Below are 18,768 nucleotides of genomic sequence, written 5' to 3'. Positions count from 1 at the left end.
AAGCAGTGCCGGGCGGCTGGCCGTGGGGGCTTTGGTGCAGGGACGGATCGATGTCGTCGACGGCCTTCGCGGTGTCGCCATCGCGGCGGTCGTCTTCCACCATCTGTTCGCCCGCGGCATCGGTGATCTCGGCCTTCTCGGCGGATGGCTGCTCGGCAATGGCTGGCTCGGCGTCGATCTCTTCTTCGTCCTCTCGGGTTTTGTCCTCAGCCTTCCCTATGCGCGGGGCCTGCCGCCCGGCACCCGTGCCTTCTATGCCCGCAGGGTCCGACGCCTCGCGCCGCTCTTCTATGTCGTCGCGGCCGTCTCGACCGCCGTGACCGTCCTCATCTGCGGCGCGCCGGTCGACCGTGGCCTGCTGTTTCAGACCGCGGCGCTCCTTTCGGGCCTCTTCACTTTCCACCCCGCGACCTTCATGCCGCAGGCGAACTGGGTGCTCTGGTCCCTTGGGGTCGAGTTCGTCTTCAGCGCCCTCTTTCCGCTCCTCGTCCGCAGGCCCGCACGGCTGCCGCAACTCACGGCGGCCGCGGTGCTGCTCTGCCCTTTCGTCCGCGCCGCCGGCTACGCGCTCGGCGAGCGTCAGTATCTCGACTGGATCAGCGCGGGTCCGGCCGGCCGTCTCGACGAGTTCCTTCTCGGCATGCTGGTCGCCCAGCTCTATGCGCAGGGTCGACTGCCGCGCTCGCCCCGCCTCGCCGCCGCCACGGGCCTCATCATGCTGCTCTGCGCCGGCCTGCTCTTTCATCTCTGGGCGGGGGGGCTCTTTCCCCGCTTTGTCGCGGCAGCATTCATCAGCCTCGCCGCGCTGGGGTTCGCGCTGATCCTCGCGGCGGCGCTCGTCAGCCGTGGCCGGCTCCGCCGCGCGCTCGTCTGGCCCCCGCTGCAAGCCCTCGGAGTCGCCTGCTACAGCATCTATGTCTGGCACGGCATCCTCTTGCTCGGCCTCTTCGGCACGCGGGATTTCGACCGCATTCCGGTCTGGAGTCCCCTGCTCTTCCCCTACCTCGCCATGCTCGCCCTCGTCTCCTGGGCGAGCTTCCGGTTCGTGGAGGGGATTCTCGTGCGTCCCTCATCCGCCCCGCGAGAGGCCGCGACGGGATGACGACGGCGGGCTTGGTGAGCGGCCGCCCGAGGTTGCCGTGGCGGATCGATCGAGGGGGATGGCGCCTCAGGGAAGCTGGGTCCCGGCGACAATCAGTGCGGTGAGGCGGCGCGAGGAACAATGCAGAACGGGCTGATCGAACTGGCGACCCAGTGGCTCTACCAATTCCTCGAGCGCCAGTCCGGCGAAGGCCTGACGCTCGCCGCAACGCGGACCGGGCCGGTCTTCGTGCGACGCGGCGACATCATCGGCGATGCGATGGTCGCGCATGGCGCCTGGGACTATTTTCTCTACCCTGTGATCGAGTCGTTCGCATCGCGGCGCGGAACGGCGCTCGATGTCGGCGCCCAGTTCGGCGTGATCAGCTGCGTGATGGCGAAACACTTCGACCGGGTCGTTTCCATCGAGCCCAATTTCGAGTCCTTCCGGATTCTGACGCTCAACACGCTCATCCGGCCGAACATCACGCCGATCAATGCCTGTGCCTATGACGCGCACACCACCATGTCGCTCAGCCCGCCGGACGAGCAGGACATCGCGATCCCGCTCGACCCCTCCGGCCATCTCGACTTCGGCGCCACGGACAATGTCGGATCGCTCTCCTTCAGCGAGCGGGGAACGGGGCTCAACCGGGTCCACACGATCCGGATCGACGATCTCGCTCTTGCCGACCTCACCCTGATGAAGGTCGATGTTCAGGGCGCGGACGGCCGGGTGCTCCTCGGGGCGCGCGAGACGATCGCCCGGCACCGGCCGACCATTCTGTTCGAGTGGGAGGATCATCTCTCCGCCCATCACGGTGTCTCGCTCGGGGAGGTTCGGGGGCTCCTCGAAGGGGCCGGCTACCGGATCGACGTCCTGTTCTCCCATAACGACAAGCAGACCGACTACATCGCACGGCCGGCCGGCTGACCGGCAGCTGGTGTGCCCGCCCGTGGCGTTCCCTTGAGGAAGGACAGGCATGGAACGAATCCCAAGGATCGTCTTCCAGACATGGAAGTCCCGCCATGAGATGCCTGGCCTCTATCGCGCCTGGCGCCAGACGATCATCGACCAGAACCCAACTTATCGCCACATCATCTGGGATGACGAAGACAACCGCCGCTTCATCCACTCCTATCATCCGTGGTTCCTCAAGACGTATGATGCCTATGAGGCGAACATCATGCGGGCGGACGCGGTTCGGTATTTTTTCCTCTACACGTTCGGGGGGATCTACATCGATCTCGACACGGAGTGTCTGAGGCCGCTCGATCAGCATCTGAACGAGGCGGACGTCATCCTCGGCCGCATGGGCGTCGATCCCCACTTCTCCCATTCGATGCCCAACGCCATCCTGATGTCGGCGCCGCGGCAGGAGTTCTGGCTGTTCGTGATTCAGGTCCTGCTCGACCGGGCTCCGCAGTTGACCCGGCCCGAGATCAAGACCGGCCCCGAGATCATCAAGCGGGCTTTCGACATCTATACGGACCCGGATCTCAATGCCGAGTGCCGGGCGAGAATGGCGCACGTCTTTCTCAGCATGAAGGTCGATCCGGCCGCTCTGAGGCAGACCGACATCATGGTCGCCCATCCGCGCCTCTTCTATCCGGTCGACTGGACCGATCCGATCCACCAGCACTACATCCGGCGGCGGATCGTCCGGGACGGCCGCGGCTTCAGCGAGGAGGAAAAGCAGACGCTCTTTCCCGGCGCCTCGCTCGTCACCTACTGGACACACAGTTGGGAAGCCGAGCAGTGGGACGATTAGCCGGCCGTCTTCTTCCGGCGCGGGCGGTCCGGTCACCGCCATGAGTGCGTTGCGGCAAGAGGGGAGTTTCCTTCGCGTCACCGATGTGCTTCAGGAACGATCGGCTGCGGGGACGAGGGGACGATGAAGACGGTCATCCGGTGGACGGAGCGTTTCGGCTCGTCGAGGGCGATCGAGGTTCGCGGCCCGTGCACTCCCGCGGGAAGACGCCGCCTCGGACGTCCGGGCGAAGGAACCTCGACAAGCGGGATCCTCGCGGCGGAGGCTCGCCCGACTTCGCTCCGACGCGGGGCGATCGGCCGCGGGGCCGCTTGCCCCTCGCCCGTGCAGAGTCGGCGCCATACTTCATGACGGCTCGGTCGATCTGCATCGCCACGCCCGACATTGTCGGCCCGATCCGCAATGGCGGCATCGGTACCGCCTGCTTCGAGATCGCCAAGCTCTGGCGGGCGGCCGGCCACGAAGTGACGATCCTCTATGCCAATGACGGCTATCAGGAGACGCCGGACAAGGGCTGGCTCCGGGTCTATGACGATCTCGGCATCACCTTCGTCATGTGCCCCGAGGCGAGGCAGAGCGGCGTGCGCCCGATCTTGCAGCGGCCCTGGAACGTCTGGCAGTGGCTGAAGACGAGGCGGTTCGACGTCGTCTACTTCCCCGAATGGCGCGCTGCCGGCCTTTACGCAATCCAGGCCAAGCGTGCCGGGCTCGATTTCCAGACCACGACCATGATCGTCGGGACGCATTCGCCGACCAACTGGCACTCTTCCGGAGGCATGCACTTCCCGGAGTCGATCGACGACATCATCCTCGATTCCGCCGAGCGCCAGGCGGTGGCGCTCGCCGACGTGGTGATCAGCCCGAGCCTCTACATGCTCGACCATCTCCGGAGGGAAGCCTGGGTCCTTCCCGAGGACGTCCGGATGATCCCCAACCCTTTCTCGATACGGCCGTCCGGCCCGCGGCGTGATCCGCACGAACCGATCGACGAACTGGTCTTCTTCGGCCGCCTCGAGCGCCGCAAGGGGTTGATGATCTTCGTCAAGGCTCTTGCACAACTGCCCAAGGAGACGGCCGCCCGGCTGAAGGTCACCTTCCTCGGCAAGCCCGGCGATCGGCCCGGCTGGGCGCTGTCCTTCATTGCGGAGAGCCGTCCGCCCGGCTTTGCCGACTGGCGGACGCTCGACAATCTCGGTTCGCACGAGGCGCTCGCCTATCTGCAGGGACGCGGCCGCCTCGCCGTGATGCCTTCTCTCACCGAGAATTCGCCGATGACGGTACGCGAGTGCATCGCGCTCGGCATTCCCTTTCTCGCCGCGAAGGTCGGTGGGATCCCGGAGTTGGTCGCAGAGGACAACCGGGAGGCCGTCCTGTTCGAGCCACGGCCTCTCGATCTCGTGGCCGCCATCGTGAGAGCGGTCGGCGGGGGCGCCGTCGCCGCCGATTCGGCCTTCAAGGATGAGGACGTTGCTTCCGCTTGGCGGGCGGTTGCAGAAAGGGTCGTCCGCCCGGCCCGCTCTGACGAGAGCCGGCGGCCACGGGTCTCGGTGGTCGTGACGACCTTCAACCGTCCGAGAGCCCTTGCCGAGGCGTTGCAGGGGCTGCGCGCCCAGACCTGGCAGCCTCTCGAGGTCGTGGTCGTCGACGATGGCAGTACAGACCCGGCAGCGCTCGCACAGCTCGATGGCCTCGAAGCGGAGTTCCGCGCCGCCGGCTGGACGATCATTCGTCAGGGCAACCAGTATCTCGGCGCGGCGCGCAATGCCGGCTGGCGCGCTGCGACGGGTGATCTCGTCATCTTTCATGATGACGACAATTATTCGCCGCCCGATCTCGTCGAGACCTATGTCCGGGCGATCCTCACCTCCGGCGCGGACATCGCCACCTGCACCATGGCGCCCTACCGCGGCGAGCGGCCGGCGGGACGGAGCCGCGAGGCGGGCCGCGTCTGGGCCTTTGTGGGCAACGGCACCGGCATGGGGCTCTATCTCAACGGGTTCGGCGACGCCCATGCCTGTTTCCGCCGTTCAGCGCTGGAGGCGACGGGCGGCTTCACCGAGGATTATGGCGTCGGCCATGAGGATTGGGAGATCTTCGGACGCGCTTCCCTGATGGGGCTCACCATCGTCAACGTGCCCGAGCCGCTGTTCTGGTATCGGGAGAGCGACGACGCGATGCTGCGCGGCCGCGCCTTCGCGGATGTCGACTTCGTGCGCTCGCTGAGGCCCTATCTCGACGCGGTACCGGGGGCGCTCCGCCCGGCGCTTCAGTTCGCCCTGTCGCGTTCGCTTCGCGTGACAATGAGCGAACTCGACACGACTCTTTCGGTCGAGACGCTCTGCCTCTCGATTTTGCCCGCCCATCTCCGATCGGAGCGCGCGCTCCGGGAGGCCTGTGCCGGTCCGACTTCGTGGCGCGTCGCGCTCCGCGCGCTGCGCCTGTCCTACACCGACATGGCCGTCCTGCGGCGGCTCGGGCGGGTCGGCGCCGAGCGGAGCGAGACGATGGACCTCGCAGCGCTCGCCTTTGCGGCGCTGCCCCGCCAGATGCGCTCGCGCGAGCGGATTCTCGATCTCGCCTCGTTCCGGCAATCCTGGCAACGCATCGCTTTTCGCCATCCCTACAACATCTCCTACTGGCTCGCGGCCCGCCGTCTGCAGCGCGCCGCGAGAAAGATGATCTGGAGTTAGTCTCGCTCGACCTCCGCCGCACGCACTTGGTCGCCGGCTTCTCCGGAATCCGTCCCGGACCCTTCTGGCCGCTCGCGAGAAGGACAATGGGAGCGGCCGTCGGGCCGACCGCGGCGCGAGGACGCGGCTTCGGGGGCTTCACGATGATCGCGCAAGGGGCGCACGGGGGCGTATCCTGCGCGGCCGGAGCAGCGCTTGACCGCCGGGACCAATCCGCTCATGAGGGGAACGTTTCCACACAGGGAAGTTTCGCGTGTCGAGCATCCGTGAAGTCAGCAAGCGCGCGGGCGTGTCCATTGCAACGGTCTCCCGGGTGTTGTCCAACCGGGGCTATGTCAGCGAGGCCGCGCGTGTCGCCGTGCTTCGGGCGGCCGAGGAACTGCACTATATCCCGAACGTCATGGCCCGGGGTCTCAAGACGAAGCGCTCCGGACTCGTCGCTCTCCTCGTTCCCCAGATCGTCAGCACCTATTTCGTCTACGCTGCACGTGGTATCGAGGATGTCGCAAACAAGAATGGCTATCATCTCATCATCTGCAATACGGACGACTCGCTCGAAAAGCAGCGCGCCTATATCGATCTCCTGATCGGCAGTTCGGTTGACGGTGTGATCGTTGCCTCGGTCAACCGATCGCCTCGGCCGCTGCAGCCGCTTCTGCAGCGCGACATTCCGGTCGTGCTCGTCGACCGCTTCGTCGACGATTTCCCCGCCGACATCGTGCGGGGTGACAGCATTAACGGCATGAAGACGCTGACCGAGCATCTGCTCGATCTCGGCCACAGGCGGATCGCGCTGGTGAACGGCGATATGGAGACCTATCCGGCCCGCGACCGCCTGGTCGGCTTCCAGGCGGCGCTCAGGGAACGCGGCATTGTCGGCGACGACCGGCTCGTGACGCATGGTACCTGGCTGGTCCAGGACGCGGAACGGCGGGTCGACGAGCTGATCCGGCGAAAGGTGCCGTTCTCGGCCGTTCTCGGTGCCAACAGCTTCATGTCGGTCGGGGCGATGCGCGCCCTGCGCCGGCACGGATTCGCCGTGCCGGGAGACATCGCGCTCGCCGGCTTCGACGATGTGGAGATTGCCTCCGACCTCGATCCCTTCCTGACCGTGCTCACTCAGCCCGTCTACACAATGGGCAGCTTCGCCATGAACATGCTGCTCGAGCGGATGAACGAGTCCTATTCCGGCCCCCCGCGCGATGTCGTGCTGGCGCCGTGGCTGATCGTCCGGCGTTCGTCGGGCGCCCGGGTCTCCGTAGACGAAGAAGCCTGACCGCCCGGTCCAGGCGAGGATCGTGCGCCTGCGCGCCGTCCGGCGATCGGACGGCGCAAAAGATGATCTGCATGTGAAACAGGGACGCCCTTCTCACGGCGGCAGCCGGAGGAGGGGTCGCATATGCACGTCATTTGATCAGATGACGAAATAATTATCGATCAAATTTTCAGTCTTGCCATAAGCGGAAGAGTGTGGATTCCTGTTGCTGCATGTGGAAACGGTTACATATAAGAAAACCACGGAGGCATAGCCGGTGCACAAAATCTTCGTCATGTACAAACTGAAGCCGGGCGTCACGCTCGAGCGCTACAAGGCGTGGTCGACTGAGATCGATCAGCGTATTACGCCGGGTCAGCCGGGGATGATCCGTTTCGAGGTCTATGCCATCGAAGGGGCCGAAAAGGGCGAGCCCTCCGTGCATGTCGTCGAAGACATCGAGGTCGAGGACTTCCACGCCTGGAGCAAGACCGCGCAGGGGCCGGGCATGGCCTATGTGCAGGAGACGATTGCGCAGCTGATCGATGAATCGACGCTGCAGGTCATCTACGGCTCGAAGATCGTCCCGGCGCTGCTGCCCGAGGGCGCGCGGCCGCCGATGCCCGAGGGCTGAGGCGAAGACGGAGCGGAACGGAAAGGCGGAAACCGCCTTTCCGACGGCCGGCAAAGCCGGTGGGGAACAGCAGGGATGATCCGATGAACGCTTGGTCGCTGGAGAACTGGTATCCGTCGCGCTTCGGCGCGGACGACGTCATAGGGGCGCTCAACCTCGTCACGCCGCAGACCGTCAAGGCGGCGTTCGGCCTGGTCAAGAAGGGGGTGATCTACGACCTCTCCTTCGTCATGGAACAGGACATGCCGATCCCGAGCTTCCATGGCTCGTTCTTCGCCAACACCCAGTATTCGCTGGAGAACGGCGCAGAATGGCACCACCTCGCCATGGATCGCATGACGAACGGCTTTTCGGCGCAGAACCTGCGCCTCGCCATCAGCGATCACTCCGGCACGCATATCGACCAGCTGAACCATGTCGGCGAGCAGCAGGCCGACGGTGATTTCCTGCTCTACAACGGCATCCGCAACAAGGACGTCATCTCGACCTTCGGTACCTCGAAGCTCGGCATCGAGACCATGCCGCCGATGATCGCGCGCGGCGTGCTGATCGATGTCGCCGGCCACAAGGGCGTCGACATGCTCCCGCCCGGCTATGCCATCCAGCCCGAGGAGCTCGACGCGGTGCTCGCCGCCCAGGGCACGGTGGTGAAGGAAGGCGATGTCGTCCTCGTCCATACCGGCTGGGCCCGCAACTGGCGGCAGCCGAAGAAGATGATGGAAGGCGAGCCCGGTCTCGGCAAGGCCTGCGCGGAATGGGCGATCGGGAAGAACATCATCTGCTGGGGCCTCGACCAGTTCGCGACCGACCCTGTGCCCTATGAGACGCCCGGCGAGGCGCTGCCGATGCACATCGCGATGCTCACCAAGGCCGGCATCCGGCTGATGGAGAACGTCAACATGGCGCCGATCGTCGACGAGAAGGTCTACGAGTTCATGGTGATCGCCGCGCCGCTCAAGATCCGCGGCGCCACCGGCTCGCCGATCCGTCTGATCGCGCTCGTCTAGTCACCGTCAGAAGAATCCGGAACAGCAGGGACATCTCGATGAGCGAGTGGTCTTTCGAGAACTGGTATCCGTCGCGCTTCGGGGCCGACGACCAGATCGGTGCGTTCAATCTCATCACGCCGGAATCGATCCTGAAGGCGGTCCGGCTGGTCCGCACGGGTGTGATCTACGATCTCTCCTTCGTGATCGATCAGGATATTCCGATCCCGGGCTTTCATGGCTCGCCCTTCACCAACACCCAGTACACGCTCGAGAACGGGGTCGAGTGGCACAACAAGCGCATGGGTGAGATGAAGAACGGCTATTCGGCCCAGAATCTCCGCCTGTCGATCAGCGATCATACCGGCACCCACATCGATCAGTTCAACCATATCGGCGAGTTGCAGCCGGACGGCGACTATCTGCTCTACAACGGAATCCGCAACAAGGAGGTGGTGTCCACCTTCGGTACCTCGAGGCTCGGCCTCGAGACCATGCCGCCGATGATCGCGCGCGGCATCCTGATCGATGTCGCCGGCTTCAAGGGCGTCGACATGCTGCCGATGGGCTATGCGATCCAGCCCGACGAACTCGATGCGGCGCTCGCGGCGCAGGGAACCACGGTGGAGGAGGGCGACGTCGTCCTCGTTCATACCGGCTGGGGCAAGCACTGGCTCGACCCGGACACGATGATGCAGGGCGAGCCGGGCCTCGGCAAAGCCTGCGGCCCATGGGCCGTCGAGAAGAACATCATCTGCTGGGGCGTCGACCAGTTCGCCACCGATCCCATCCCCTACGAGAATCCCGGCGAAGCCCTGCCGATGCACATCTCGATGCTGGTCAAGGCCGGCATCCGGTTGATGGAAAACGTCAACATGCAGGAGATCGTCGACAGGAGGATCTACGAATTCCTGATCGTCGCGGCGCCGCTCAAGATCAAGGGCGCCACCGGCTCGCCGCTGCGTCTGCTGGCCATCACCTGAGGAGGAGGCGATGCTCGCAGCGCAGACCGCCGGCGCACCGCCGCACATCCGGCTCCAGGGCGTGCGCAAGGTCATGAAGACGGAGCGCGGCGCCGAGATCGTCGCGCTCTCCGGTGTCGACCTCGACATCGCCGAGGGCGAGTTCATCGCCGTCATCGGACCGTCGGGATGCGGCAAGACCACGCTGCTCAACCAGATCGCCGGGCTCGCCGAGCCGAGCCAGGGCCGCATCCTGCTGCACGGCAAGGAGGTCCACGGCCCCGGCCGGGATCGCGGCGTCGTCTTCCAGGGAGACGCGATCTTCTACTGGCGCACGGTGCGCCGGAACGTCGAATACGGCCTCGAGATCCAGGGCATGCCGAAGGCCGAACGGCGCGATCACGCGGAGCGCTACATCCGGCTCGTCGGTCTCGCCGATTTCGCCGAGCTTTATCCGAAGGAGCTCTCCGGCGGCATGCGCAAGCGCTGCCAGATCGCCACCGTGCTCGCCAACAATCCCGACGTCCTGCTGATGGACGAGCCGTTCGGGGCGCTCGACTACCCGACCAAGTGCCAGTTGCAGGAGGAGGTGCTGCGGATCCACACGCGCGAGCCGCGCGCCACCGTCTTCGTGACGCACGACATCGAGGAGGCGCTCTTCCTCGCCGACCGCATCGTCGTCATGGAGCGCGGCCGGATCCGCCGCATCGTCGATGTGCCCTTCGGCCGCCCGCGCGACAGCGCGTTGCGGATCGAGCCAGCCTTTTCCGATCTCAAGGCGGAACTGTGGGCGCTGCTCGAGGGCGGGCACGCGCCGGCGGCGCGGGGGCACGATGGCTGAGGTGATGGACGCCGCCCCCCGCCCACCGCGCAGGACAGGGCCCGCCGCCGGGCGCGACGGACGGCCGCTCGGCTTCGCCGTCGTGCTCGTCCTCCTCGCGGCATGGTGGATCGCCTCGGCCTATGTCGCCGCCCATGCCGCACGGCCGGACATTCTCCTGCCGTCGCCGCTCGATGTCGTCGCCGCGATCCCCCGTCTCGCCGTGTTCGCCGGGCCGGGAACGGAGCTGAGCTACGCCAATGCGCTCGGCGTGATCGCCTATCATTCGGCGGTCAGCATGGCGACGCTGCTCGGTGGCCTCGCCATCGGCGGGGCGATCGGCGTCGGCCTCGCGCTGCTGCTCGGCTGGAGCCGCCGGCTGCGTCTCGTCTTCGAGGGACCGCTGCTGCTGGTGCGGATCATCCCGCTGCTTTCGCTGCTGCCGCTCTTCCTGTCCTGGTTCGGCGGCACGCGGACGGGGGCGGTCTCCTTCGTCGCCTTCGCGGTCGCTTCGATGGTGTTCGTGAACGCGCTCGAGGCGATCCGCAATGTCAGCCCGCTCGTCCAGACCTATGCCCGGACGCTCGGGGCGTCGGCGGCCACCGTCTACCGCACGGTCGTCGTGCCGGCGATGGTCCCGGAACTCGTCGGCGGGCTACGTGTCGTGCTTGGTCTCGCCTGGGCGATCCTGCTCGCCGCAGAATTTCTCGCGGCGCAATCGGGTCTCGGCCGTATCCTTATCCTGGCGCAACAGTATCTCGACACCAGTCGCATGATCCTGATCGTCATCCTGATCATGTTTTACACATACATATTCGACCGGGCACTTGCCCTCGTCGCACGATCGCTGACGCGATGGGTTCCGCGACAGAAATAAGATCAATGCCGAAGAAGACAGGGAAAACGACAATGCAATACGATCGACGGTTGATACGCTTCGGGGCGGCCATGCTGCTCGCCGGCGCCAGCCTCTTCACCGGTGCGGCCTTCGCCCAGACCGCGCCGGAGATTCCGAGCGTCGAGGTGCGCTACGGCCATCTTCCCTATTACGACCACACCCAGGCGATCATCGGCCTCGACAAGGGCTGGTTCAAGGAAGTCGGCATCACCTTCACGCCGGATGACCGCGGCATCGTCGTCAACGCCGAGGACGGCCCGGGCGTGTTCGCGTCCGGCCGCGTCGACGTGCTGTCCGGTTCCGCCCAGATGATGCTGCCGGCGATCAAGTCGCTGCCGCCCTTCAAGGTGTTCTTCTACGCCGACATCTTCCAGGGCTATGCGATCATGGCGCAGGCCGACAGCGGGGCGAAGTCCTTCGCCGAGTTCGTCGCCGAGGGCCAGGCCCCGGACGAGGCCTACCGGTCGACGATGGCGCAGCTGAAGGGCAAGCGCTTCGCCTTCCCGACCGAGGCGGCCATCAAGGGGTTCATCGATCTCGCGCTGCAGAAGGGCGCGCTGACCCTCGCCGATGTGGATGCGGTCGGCGCACCGGGCGATTCCGCCAATGTCGCGCTGATGCAGGCGGGCCGCGCCGATTTCCAGGTCGGCGGCGTGCCCTCCCGGATGACGCTCGAGACCGCCGGCTTCAAGCCGATCCTCACTTCGGGCGATCTCGCCGCCTATGCGGCCGCGAGCCCCGACAGCGTCGAACTGCGCGCGGTCTTCCATGACGGCTGGCTCGCCAGCGACGCCTGGATCGAGGCGAATTACGACACCGTGCTGCGCATCGCCTCGGTCGGCTTCCGGATCAACCAGTTCATCGCCGATCATCCCGACGATGCGGCCGCGATCCACACGCCCTTCCTCAACAGCGTCGCGGGCACGAGTTTCGAGAACGCCATGGCGAAGGTCGCCTATTCGGGGCTCGATCCGTTCTGGACCTTCGACCAGCAGGAGGGCTGGATCCTCGACAAGGCGAACCCGCTCAACGCGGAATATGTGATCGGCTCGGCGATCAAGATCTATGAGGAGCAGGGGCTGTTCCAGCCGGGCGAGGTCAAGTGGGACCAGACCACGGTCGCCCAGAAGGTCTATGCCGACCTGCTCGACTACAAGAAGAAGACGGACGAGATCCTGGCCGGCGTCGAGGGCAAGGACCTGTCGGCCGAAGCGGGCGAGCTGATCGAGAAGGCGAAGGCGTTCTACGCCGCGTTCGACTTCCTCGACGCCTATCGCTTCGCCTCCGCGGCGACCGGCGGCTGAACCGATGACGGCCGTTGCGCGCTCCCGCGAAGTGCTGAGGACCTACCCCTGGTATGTTCTCGGCCTCCTCATCGCAGCCACGACGTGGGAGCTCTCCTCCGCCGCGCTCGGTGCGCATCGGCTGCCCTCGATCGGACAGGTGGCGGCCCAGTTCCTGCCGCTGATGACGAAAAGCCCCACCCTGAGCTTTCAGGGTGGCGGCGATGCGGGCTATCTGCCGCATCTCGTCCACACCGTGCTCTATACGCTCGGCGGTGCTGCCCTCGGCTGCTCCGCCGGCATCCTGGTCGGGCTCGCCATGGCGCGCTACCGGCTGGTCCGCGGCATTGCCGAGGTGCCGATCGAGCTGCTGCGGACCATTCCCCCGCTCGCCGCCATCCCCTTCATCCTGATCTGGATCGGTCCGGGCAACAGCTCGCAACTTCTGATGGTAGGCTACTACGCCTTCGTCATGATGGTGGTGACGACGCTCAACGCGGCGAGCAATGTCGAGCCGCTGCTGCCGACCTTCGCCGCGACGCTCGGAGCCTCCGGCAACCGGGTGTTCCGCACCGTCGTCCTTCCCGCCATGCTGCCGACCATCGTCGGCGGCATCCGGGTCGCGATCGGCATCGCCTGGAGTGTGCAGGTCGTCGCCGAGCTGATGGGCGGCCGCTACGGCATGGGCAAGGTGTTCAGCGCGATGGTCTCCTTCCAGGCGCTCGATGCGATCATCGTCGGCATCCTCTGGCTGGCGCTCTCGGCCGTGGTGGTGGACCTGCTGCTCGTCGCGGCCATCCGCCGGCTGACCCGCTGGATGCCGAACTGACCGACGCCGCGCTTCACGGCTCGCAAGAACGAGCCGCCGGTGCATGCGCCGCGGCCGTATCCCCCTTGAGTGATAGGAAATGCCCATAATGTCTAAGATCAAGGTTCTGCTCGCCGGCGAGGCCTGGACGGCCGGAACGATCCACACCAAGGGGTTCGACCAGTTCGCGACATCCGACTATCAGACCGGCGTCGGCCCGCTGCAGGCGGCGCTCGAGGACAGCGATGTCGATCTCGTCCATCTGCCTGCGCCGCAGGTGCCGGCGCAGTTCCCCGCGACGCGCGAGGCGCTCGCCGCCTATGATGTCGTGATGCTGAGCGATATCGGGGCGAATTCGATGCTGCTTCATCCCGATACGTTCCTGCGCGGCCAGCGTACCCCGAACCGGCTGAAGCTGCTCGCCGAATGGGTGGAAGAGGGCGGTGCGCTGGTGATGGCGGGCGGCTATTACAGCTTCCAGGGCCTCAATGGCGGCGCGCGCTATCACGGCACGCCGATCGAGACGATTCTGCCGGTGTCGATCGCGCCGCAGGACGACCGCCTCGAAGTGCCGGAAGGGTTCTCGCCCGTGCCGCTCGCCGATCACCCGATCCTTGCCGGCATCAAGGGGGAGTGGCCCTACCTGCTCGGCCTCAACACCGTGACGGTGAAGCCCGATGCGACGCTGCTCGTCGGCATGCCGGCGGCGTCCGGCGGTCATCCGGTGCTGGCGGTCGGCACGCACGGCAAGGGCCGCACCATGGCGTGGACCACCGACGTCGCGCCGCACTGGCTGCCCGACGAATTCTCCCGCTGGCCCGGCTACGCGACGCTCTGGCGCCAGGCCTTCGCCTGGCTCGCGCAGCGCACCTGAGAGGTACCCGGAGGGCCCGGGGGCAGGGATCCCGCCTCGGGCCGGCGCCGGTGCACGACGGATAGGCCGGTCGGAAGGAGGCCGGTGTTTGCGGTTCTCGCTGTCGCGCGCGCTCGCCTGCGGGTGGCGCGCGCTCACTCCGCGCGCCGTTCCCAGTTCGGGAAGGGGTCGGGGAGGCTGCGCCAGGCCCGCGGCTGGAAGTCGGTCTCGGGGACGAGGCAGGCGTCGAGGTCGGCGCGCAGCCGCGCCTCGTCCATCGGGTCGCAGCCGATGAAGACGATCTCCTGCCGCCGGTCGCCCCAGTGGGGATCGAGATAAGGCGCCATCGCCGCGCGCCATTCCGGATGGTCGGGCCATTGTGCGGGCGGCACCGCCGCCCACCAGAGGCCGCGCTTGCCGGTCCGCACGAGCGTTCCCGCCTGGCTGACCTCGCCGACATGGCGCGGCCGGGTGGCGAGCCAGAAGAAGCCCTTCGCCCGCACGACGCCCGGCCATGGCCGGTCGATGAAAGCCTTCAGCTCCATCGGCACGAAGGGCCGCCGGGCGCGATAGACGAAGGAGCGGATGCCGTATTCCTCGGTCTCCGGCACATGGTCGCGAAAGCCGTTCAGTTCCTTGAACCAGAGCGGATGCGCCTCGGCCCTGTCGAAATCGAAGCGGCCGGTATCGAGCACGCGGGCGAGCGGCACGCGGCCGAAATCGGCCTCGACGAGGTCGGCCTCCGGGTTCAGCGCGCGGATGATCTTTCGCGCGAGGTCGCGCTCGTGCGGCGTCGTCGCCGACACCTTGTTGAGCACGATCACGTCGGCGAACTCGATCTGCTCGACGAGCAGGTCGACGAGGGCACGCTCGTCGCCGGCGCCCGCCGTCTCGCCCCGGTCGCGCAGGAAATCGCGCGACGAATAGTCCTTGAGGAGGTTTGCCGCGTCGACGACCGTCACCATGGTGTCGAGCCGCGCGACGTCGGACAGGCTCGCGCCGCGCTCGTCGCGGAACTGGAAGGTGGCGGCGACGGGCAGCGGCTCGGCGACGCCCGTCCCCTCGATCAGCAGATAGTCGAAGCGGCCGTCGGCGGCGAGCCGCCGCACCTCCTTCAGAAGATCGTCGCGCAGCGTGCAGCAGATGCAGCCATTCGTCATTTCGACGAGCTGTTCCTCGGTGCGCGACAGGTCGGCGCCGCCCTCGCGCACCAGCGCGGCGTCGATGTTCACCTCGCTCATGTCGTTGACGATCACCGCGACCCGCCGGCCCTCGCGGTTGTGGAGCACGTGATTGAGCAGCGTCGTCTTGCCGGCGCCGAGAAAGCCGGACAGCACGGTGACGGGAAGACGGTTCGCAGGGGGGACACGGTCGAGCATGGCGGTGTTCTCTCTTTGCGGGGAGAGGATCGACGGCGCGGGCCGGACGCGGAAGACCGGCGGGCGCCCCGATCGGCGGATCGTGCGGGCGGCAACCGGCGTGACCGCGGCAGGCGCGTCCGGAGGGCGCCGCCGCGGGCGGCCTCGTCGCCCTTGACGATCGCCTACGTTATGTTGTTACATTCGTCAATGGAAATGTAACGTTATAACGTTTCATGATCGGGGTAACCGAGCCGTGAAGAGCCGAAGCACGGGGCGCAACAGCGCGCTGGTTCTCGATGCGCTGCAGCGCGCCGGGCAGCCGATGCGCGCCTATGACCTGCTCGCGGCGCTGCGCGCCGAGGGGCTGCAGTCCCCGGCGCAGGTCTATCGCGCGCTCGACCGCCTGGTCGCGGCCGGCACGGTGCACCGGATCGCGAGCCTCAACGCCTTCGCCGCCTGCGACGAGGCCTGCGGCGGCCAGGGCCACGCGGTCTTCACGATTTGCACGCGGTGCGGCCGCACCCGCGAGGTGCGCGACGACGCGCTTCCTCAGGTGCTGCGCATCCTCGCCGACCGCGAGGGCTTCCGGACGCGCTCGGCGGCGGTGGAGCTCCGCGGGCTGTGCGAGGCCTGCGCCGATGCATAGGACGCCCGTCTTCCTCCTCACCGGTTTTCTCGGCGCCGGCAAGACGACGCTCCTCAACCGGCTGGTACGCGATCCCGCCTTCGCCGACACCGCCCTCGTCATCAATGAGTTCGGCGACGTTGCGATCGACCATGATCTGGTGCGGCTCGGCGAAGGGCGCATCGCCCGCACGACGACCGGGTGCCTGTGCTGCACCGCGGGCGGCGACATCCGCGCGACGCTCAACGATCTGCTCCATGCCCGGTCGGTGGGCGGCGCCTCGTTCTCCCGGGTCGTCGTCGAGACCACCGGGCTCGCCGATCCGGCACCGATCGTCAATCAGCTCATCCCCGGCGGTGCCGCTGCGGGCGGTCTGCGCGATCACGTGGTCGCCGCACGCTTCGCGCTCGCCGGGGTCGTCACCCTCGTCGACATCGTCACCGGCGAGCTGGCGATCGAGGGTCATTTCGAGGCGGCGAAACAGATCGCCTTCGCCGACCGGCTCGTCCTGACGAAGACCGATCTCGCCCGTGATCCCGCCTCGCGGCGCGACGTCGAGGACCTGCGGCAGCGGCTGGCGGCGCTCAATCCCGCCGCGCCGATCGGCGACGGCGGCGCGGCGGACTTCGATCTCGCCGGCCTGTTCCGGCCGCGCGCCTATGCGCCTCTCGCGCTCGGCGAGGACGTCACCGGCTGGCTGGCGCTCGACGCGGCGATCCGTGCGGAGCAAGGGGAGGGAACGCATCCCGGCGGAACCTCCGGGACGCCCGCCTTCACCCGTCACGGCGCCCGGCTCCGCACCTTCTCGATCGTCCGCGACGCCGCGGTCGGGCCGCAGGGCTTCCGCCGCTTCCTCGATCTGCTCGGCCTCGTCGCCGGGCCGCGTCTCCTGCGGGCGAAGGGGCTCGTCCGTCTCGCCGAGACGCCGGACCGGCCGGTGGTCGTCCACGCGGTCCAGCACGCGGTGTTCCCGCCGGTCCGTCTCGAGGGCTGGCCGGACGACGACCGGCGGAGCCGCCTCGTCTTCATCACCGACGGCATCGAGCCCGAGCCGGCGCGACGCCTGTTCGCCGTGGCGCTCGACGGTGGCCCGGCGCCGCTCGCCCGTGCGCTCGCCGGGTTCGGAACAGGCGTCGCGCGTGCCGCCCGCTCCGCCGCCGGCCGCCTGATCGGAATCCAGGCCCCCTGACCCCCGCCCCCCTCCAAACCCCGGAGATCCCGATGTCCGTGCAGCCGACCCGCCAGACGCCCGTTACGGTCCTCACCGGCTATCTCGGCGCCGGCAAGACGACGCTCCTCAATCGCATCCTCTCGGAGCGGCACGGCAAGCGCTATGCCGTGATCGTCAACGAGTTCGGCGAGGTCGGCATCGACAACGACCTGATCGTCGATGCCGACGAGGAAGTGTTCGAGATGAACAATGGCTGCATATGCTGCACGGTGCGCGGCGATCTGATCCGCATCATCGATGGACTGATGCGGCGGAGCGACCGGTTCGACGCGATCCTGGTCGAGACCACCGGTCTCGCCGACCCGGCCCCCGTTGCGCAGACCTTTTTCGTCGACGAGGACGTGCGGCGCAAGACCCGGCTCGACGCGATCGTCACCGTCGCCGATGCGAAGCATCTGCTCGACGAGCTGGAGCAGGCGCCCGAGGCGCAGGAGCAGATCGCCTTCGCCGACGTCATCGTTCTGAACAAGACGGACCTCGTCACGCCCGAGGCGCTGAGATCGGTCGCGGCGCGCATCCGGCGGATCAACCCGACCGCCACGATCGAGCATTCCGTCCGCTGCGACGTATCGCTCGATGCGGTGCTCGGCCGCGGCGCCTTCGATCTCGCACGAATTCTCGAGGCCGAGCCGGACTTCCTCGACGGTGCGCACGACCACCATCACGACGACCATGTCGCGAGCTTTTCCCTCATCACAGAGGATCCGCTCGATCCGGGGAAATTCCTGCCCTGGATCCAGATGATCAGCCAGAGCTTCGGCATGGACATGCTGCGCATGAAGGGCATTCTCGCCTTCGCCGGCGACGACGACCGCTTCGTCGTGCAGGCTGTGCACATGCTCCTCGAGGGCGATCACCAGAGGCCGTGGCGCGCGGACGAGAAGCGGGTCAGCCGGATCGTCTTTATCGGCCGCAATCTGCCGCGCGACGTGATCGAGGACGGCTTTCTCCGCTGCCGCGCCGAGCCCGACCGCCTCGCCCCGGCCTGACGGGAAGCCCCGGCGGTTCCTCTTGCCGTCTCCCACCGGCGTTGCGGCTCCCCTCCCGAGGACACGCGACCATGATGTTGCCCGACAACCCGCTCGCCCCACGCCGTCTCCCGCTGCCGGAGCTGAGCCGCCGTATCAAGGCGTGGGTCCGCGACGCGCTCGGCCTCGAGGATGCGATACCCGTCTCGGTGACCGAACTCGCCTGTCGCGATCCGGGATGCCCGGCGATCGAGACGGTGATCGGCATCCTGCGGCCCGGCCTGCCGATCGAGACCGTCCGCCTGCACGGCGGGCTCGCCGACATCGCGCGGGCGGACCTCCTCGCCGCCCTCGCACGGCGCCCCTGAGCCGCCCGCGGCCGTCGGGCGCGGCGGCGCCGGTTCGCCTTGGACGATCGTCAATTCGTCCGGACCGCGATCGCCCCGACGCCGGCTCGGGACGCGATCTCGGAGCGGGGCATGGAGCGGATTGCGGGCGGGCCGGGCGAGCGGCGGCCCCGGGGATCGCGGTCGGTCCCGTCA

The 18,768-nt window shown here is 67.3% G+C and carries 18 protein-coding genes; 17 read left to right on the top strand and 1 reads right to left on the bottom strand.

What is annotated here, in order from left to right; translation table 11 throughout:
• The first annotated feature begins 34 nt into the window (after nt 1-34).
• The 13 genes from GGQ63_RS20810 (at nt 35) to GGQ63_RS20750 (ending at nt 14,062) form a co-directional block, all read left to right on the top strand.
• Nucleotides 35-1,102: an acyltransferase family protein gene (locus tag GGQ63_RS20810; RefSeq protein ID WP_183858551.1), complete on the top strand. Its 1,068-nt coding sequence runs from the start codon at nt 35-37 to the stop codon at nt 1,100-1,102.
• Between the two features lie 120 nt (nt 1,103-1,222).
• Entirely contained in the window at nt 1,223-2,014 is a 792-nt protein-coding gene (locus GGQ63_RS20805) for an FkbM family methyltransferase (RefSeq protein WP_183858550.1), read from the top strand.
• A 49-nt stretch (nt 2,015-2,063) separates the two neighbouring features.
• The gene (locus tag GGQ63_RS20800) at nt 2,064-2,852 is read left to right on the top strand and encodes a glycosyltransferase family 32 protein (RefSeq protein WP_183858549.1); all 789 of its coding nucleotides are present in this window, start codon (nt 2,064-2,066) and stop codon (nt 2,850-2,852) included.
• Between the two features lie 347 nt (nt 2,853-3,199).
• On the top strand, nt 3,200-5,542 hold the full coding sequence (locus GGQ63_RS20795) for a glycosyltransferase (protein ID WP_183858548.1): 2,343 nt from the start codon (nt 3,200-3,202) through the stop codon (nt 5,540-5,542).
• Nucleotides 5,543-5,795: 253 nt separating this feature from the next.
• Complete coding sequence (locus GGQ63_RS20790) at nt 5,796-6,818, top strand: substrate-binding domain-containing protein (protein ID WP_183858547.1); 1,023 nt, start codon at nt 5,796-5,798, stop codon at nt 6,816-6,818.
• A 256-nt stretch (nt 6,819-7,074) separates the two neighbouring features.
• Nucleotides 7,075-7,431, top strand: a complete 357-nt coding sequence (locus GGQ63_RS20785) for a hypothetical protein (RefSeq protein ID WP_183858546.1) — start codon at nt 7,075-7,077, stop codon at nt 7,429-7,431.
• Between the two features lie 83 nt (nt 7,432-7,514).
• Nucleotides 7,515-8,438 carry a cyclase family protein gene (locus GGQ63_RS20780; RefSeq protein ID WP_183858545.1) on the top strand — a complete coding sequence of 308 codons (924 nt, stop codon included), beginning with the start codon at nt 7,515-7,517 and terminating at the stop codon, nt 8,436-8,438.
• Between the two features lie 38 nt (nt 8,439-8,476).
• Nucleotides 8,477-9,400, top strand: coding sequence for a cyclase family protein (locus GGQ63_RS20775; RefSeq protein ID WP_183858544.1), 924 nt, complete (start codon nt 8,477-8,479; stop codon nt 9,398-9,400).
• Nucleotides 9,401-9,473: 73 nt separating this feature from the next.
• The gene (locus GGQ63_RS20770) at nt 9,474-10,220 is read left to right on the top strand and encodes an ABC transporter ATP-binding protein (protein WP_425502097.1); all 747 of its coding nucleotides are present in this window, start codon (nt 9,474-9,476) and stop codon (nt 10,218-10,220) included.
• Complete coding sequence (locus GGQ63_RS20765; RefSeq protein ID WP_183858542.1) at nt 10,213-11,076, top strand: ABC transporter permease; 864 nt, start codon at nt 10,213-10,215, stop codon at nt 11,074-11,076. Before GGQ63_RS20770 ends, GGQ63_RS20765 begins: the two co-directional genes overlap by 8 nt.
• Before the next feature lie 32 nt (nt 11,077-11,108).
• Nucleotides 11,109-12,401, top strand: coding sequence for an ABC transporter substrate-binding protein (locus tag GGQ63_RS20760; protein WP_183858541.1), 1,293 nt, complete (start codon nt 11,109-11,111; stop codon nt 12,399-12,401).
• A 4-nt stretch (nt 12,402-12,405) separates the two neighbouring features.
• Nucleotides 12,406-13,209 (top strand): ABC transporter permease, encoded by an 804-nt coding sequence (locus tag GGQ63_RS20755; RefSeq protein ID WP_183858540.1) that lies wholly within the window; start codon nt 12,406-12,408, stop codon nt 13,207-13,209.
• An 88-nt stretch (nt 13,210-13,297) separates the two neighbouring features.
• Nucleotides 13,298-14,062, top strand: coding sequence for a glutamine amidotransferase (locus tag GGQ63_RS20750; RefSeq protein WP_183858539.1), 765 nt, complete (start codon nt 13,298-13,300; stop codon nt 14,060-14,062).
• Nucleotides 14,063-14,196: 134 nt separating this feature from the next.
• Here GGQ63_RS20750 and zigA read toward each other — a convergent pair whose 3' ends face one another.
• Nucleotides 14,197-15,420 (bottom strand): zinc metallochaperone GTPase ZigA, encoded by a 1,224-nt coding sequence (gene zigA / locus GGQ63_RS20745; protein WP_183858538.1) that lies wholly within the window; start codon nt 15,418-15,420, stop codon nt 14,197-14,199.
• Between the two features lie 235 nt (nt 15,421-15,655).
• Here zigA and GGQ63_RS20740 point away from each other — a divergent pair, with 235 nt between their 5' ends.
• The 4 genes from GGQ63_RS20740 to GGQ63_RS20725 all read left to right on the top strand — a co-directional run bounded on the left by GGQ63_RS20740 (nt 15,656) and on the right by GGQ63_RS20725 (nt 18,594).
• Nucleotides 15,656-16,048 carry a transcriptional repressor gene (locus GGQ63_RS20740; protein WP_183858537.1) on the top strand — a complete coding sequence of 131 codons (393 nt, stop codon included), beginning with the start codon at nt 15,656-15,658 and terminating at the stop codon, nt 16,046-16,048.
• Entirely contained in the window at nt 16,041-17,216 is a 1,176-nt protein-coding gene (locus GGQ63_RS20735) for a CobW family GTP-binding protein (protein WP_183858536.1), read from the top strand. Before GGQ63_RS20740 ends, GGQ63_RS20735 begins: the two co-directional genes overlap by 8 nt.
• Nucleotides 17,217-17,248: 32 nt before the next feature.
• The gene (locus tag GGQ63_RS20730; RefSeq protein ID WP_183858535.1) at nt 17,249-18,247 is read left to right on the top strand and encodes a CobW family GTP-binding protein; all 999 of its coding nucleotides are present in this window, start codon (nt 17,249-17,251) and stop codon (nt 18,245-18,247) included.
• 71 nt (nt 18,248-18,318) lie between these two features.
• Nucleotides 18,319-18,594, top strand: coding sequence for a nitrate reductase (locus GGQ63_RS20725; RefSeq protein ID WP_183858534.1), 276 nt, complete (start codon nt 18,319-18,321; stop codon nt 18,592-18,594).
• The last annotated feature ends 174 nt before the right edge of the window (nt 18,595-18,768 follow it).

This window comes from Prosthecomicrobium pneumaticum (assembly GCF_014199915.1).
Taxonomy (GTDB): domain Bacteria; phylum Pseudomonadota; class Alphaproteobacteria; order Rhizobiales; family Kaistiaceae; genus Prosthecomicrobium; species Prosthecomicrobium pneumaticum.
This window is presented reverse-complemented; position numbering and strand designations above follow the sequence as displayed.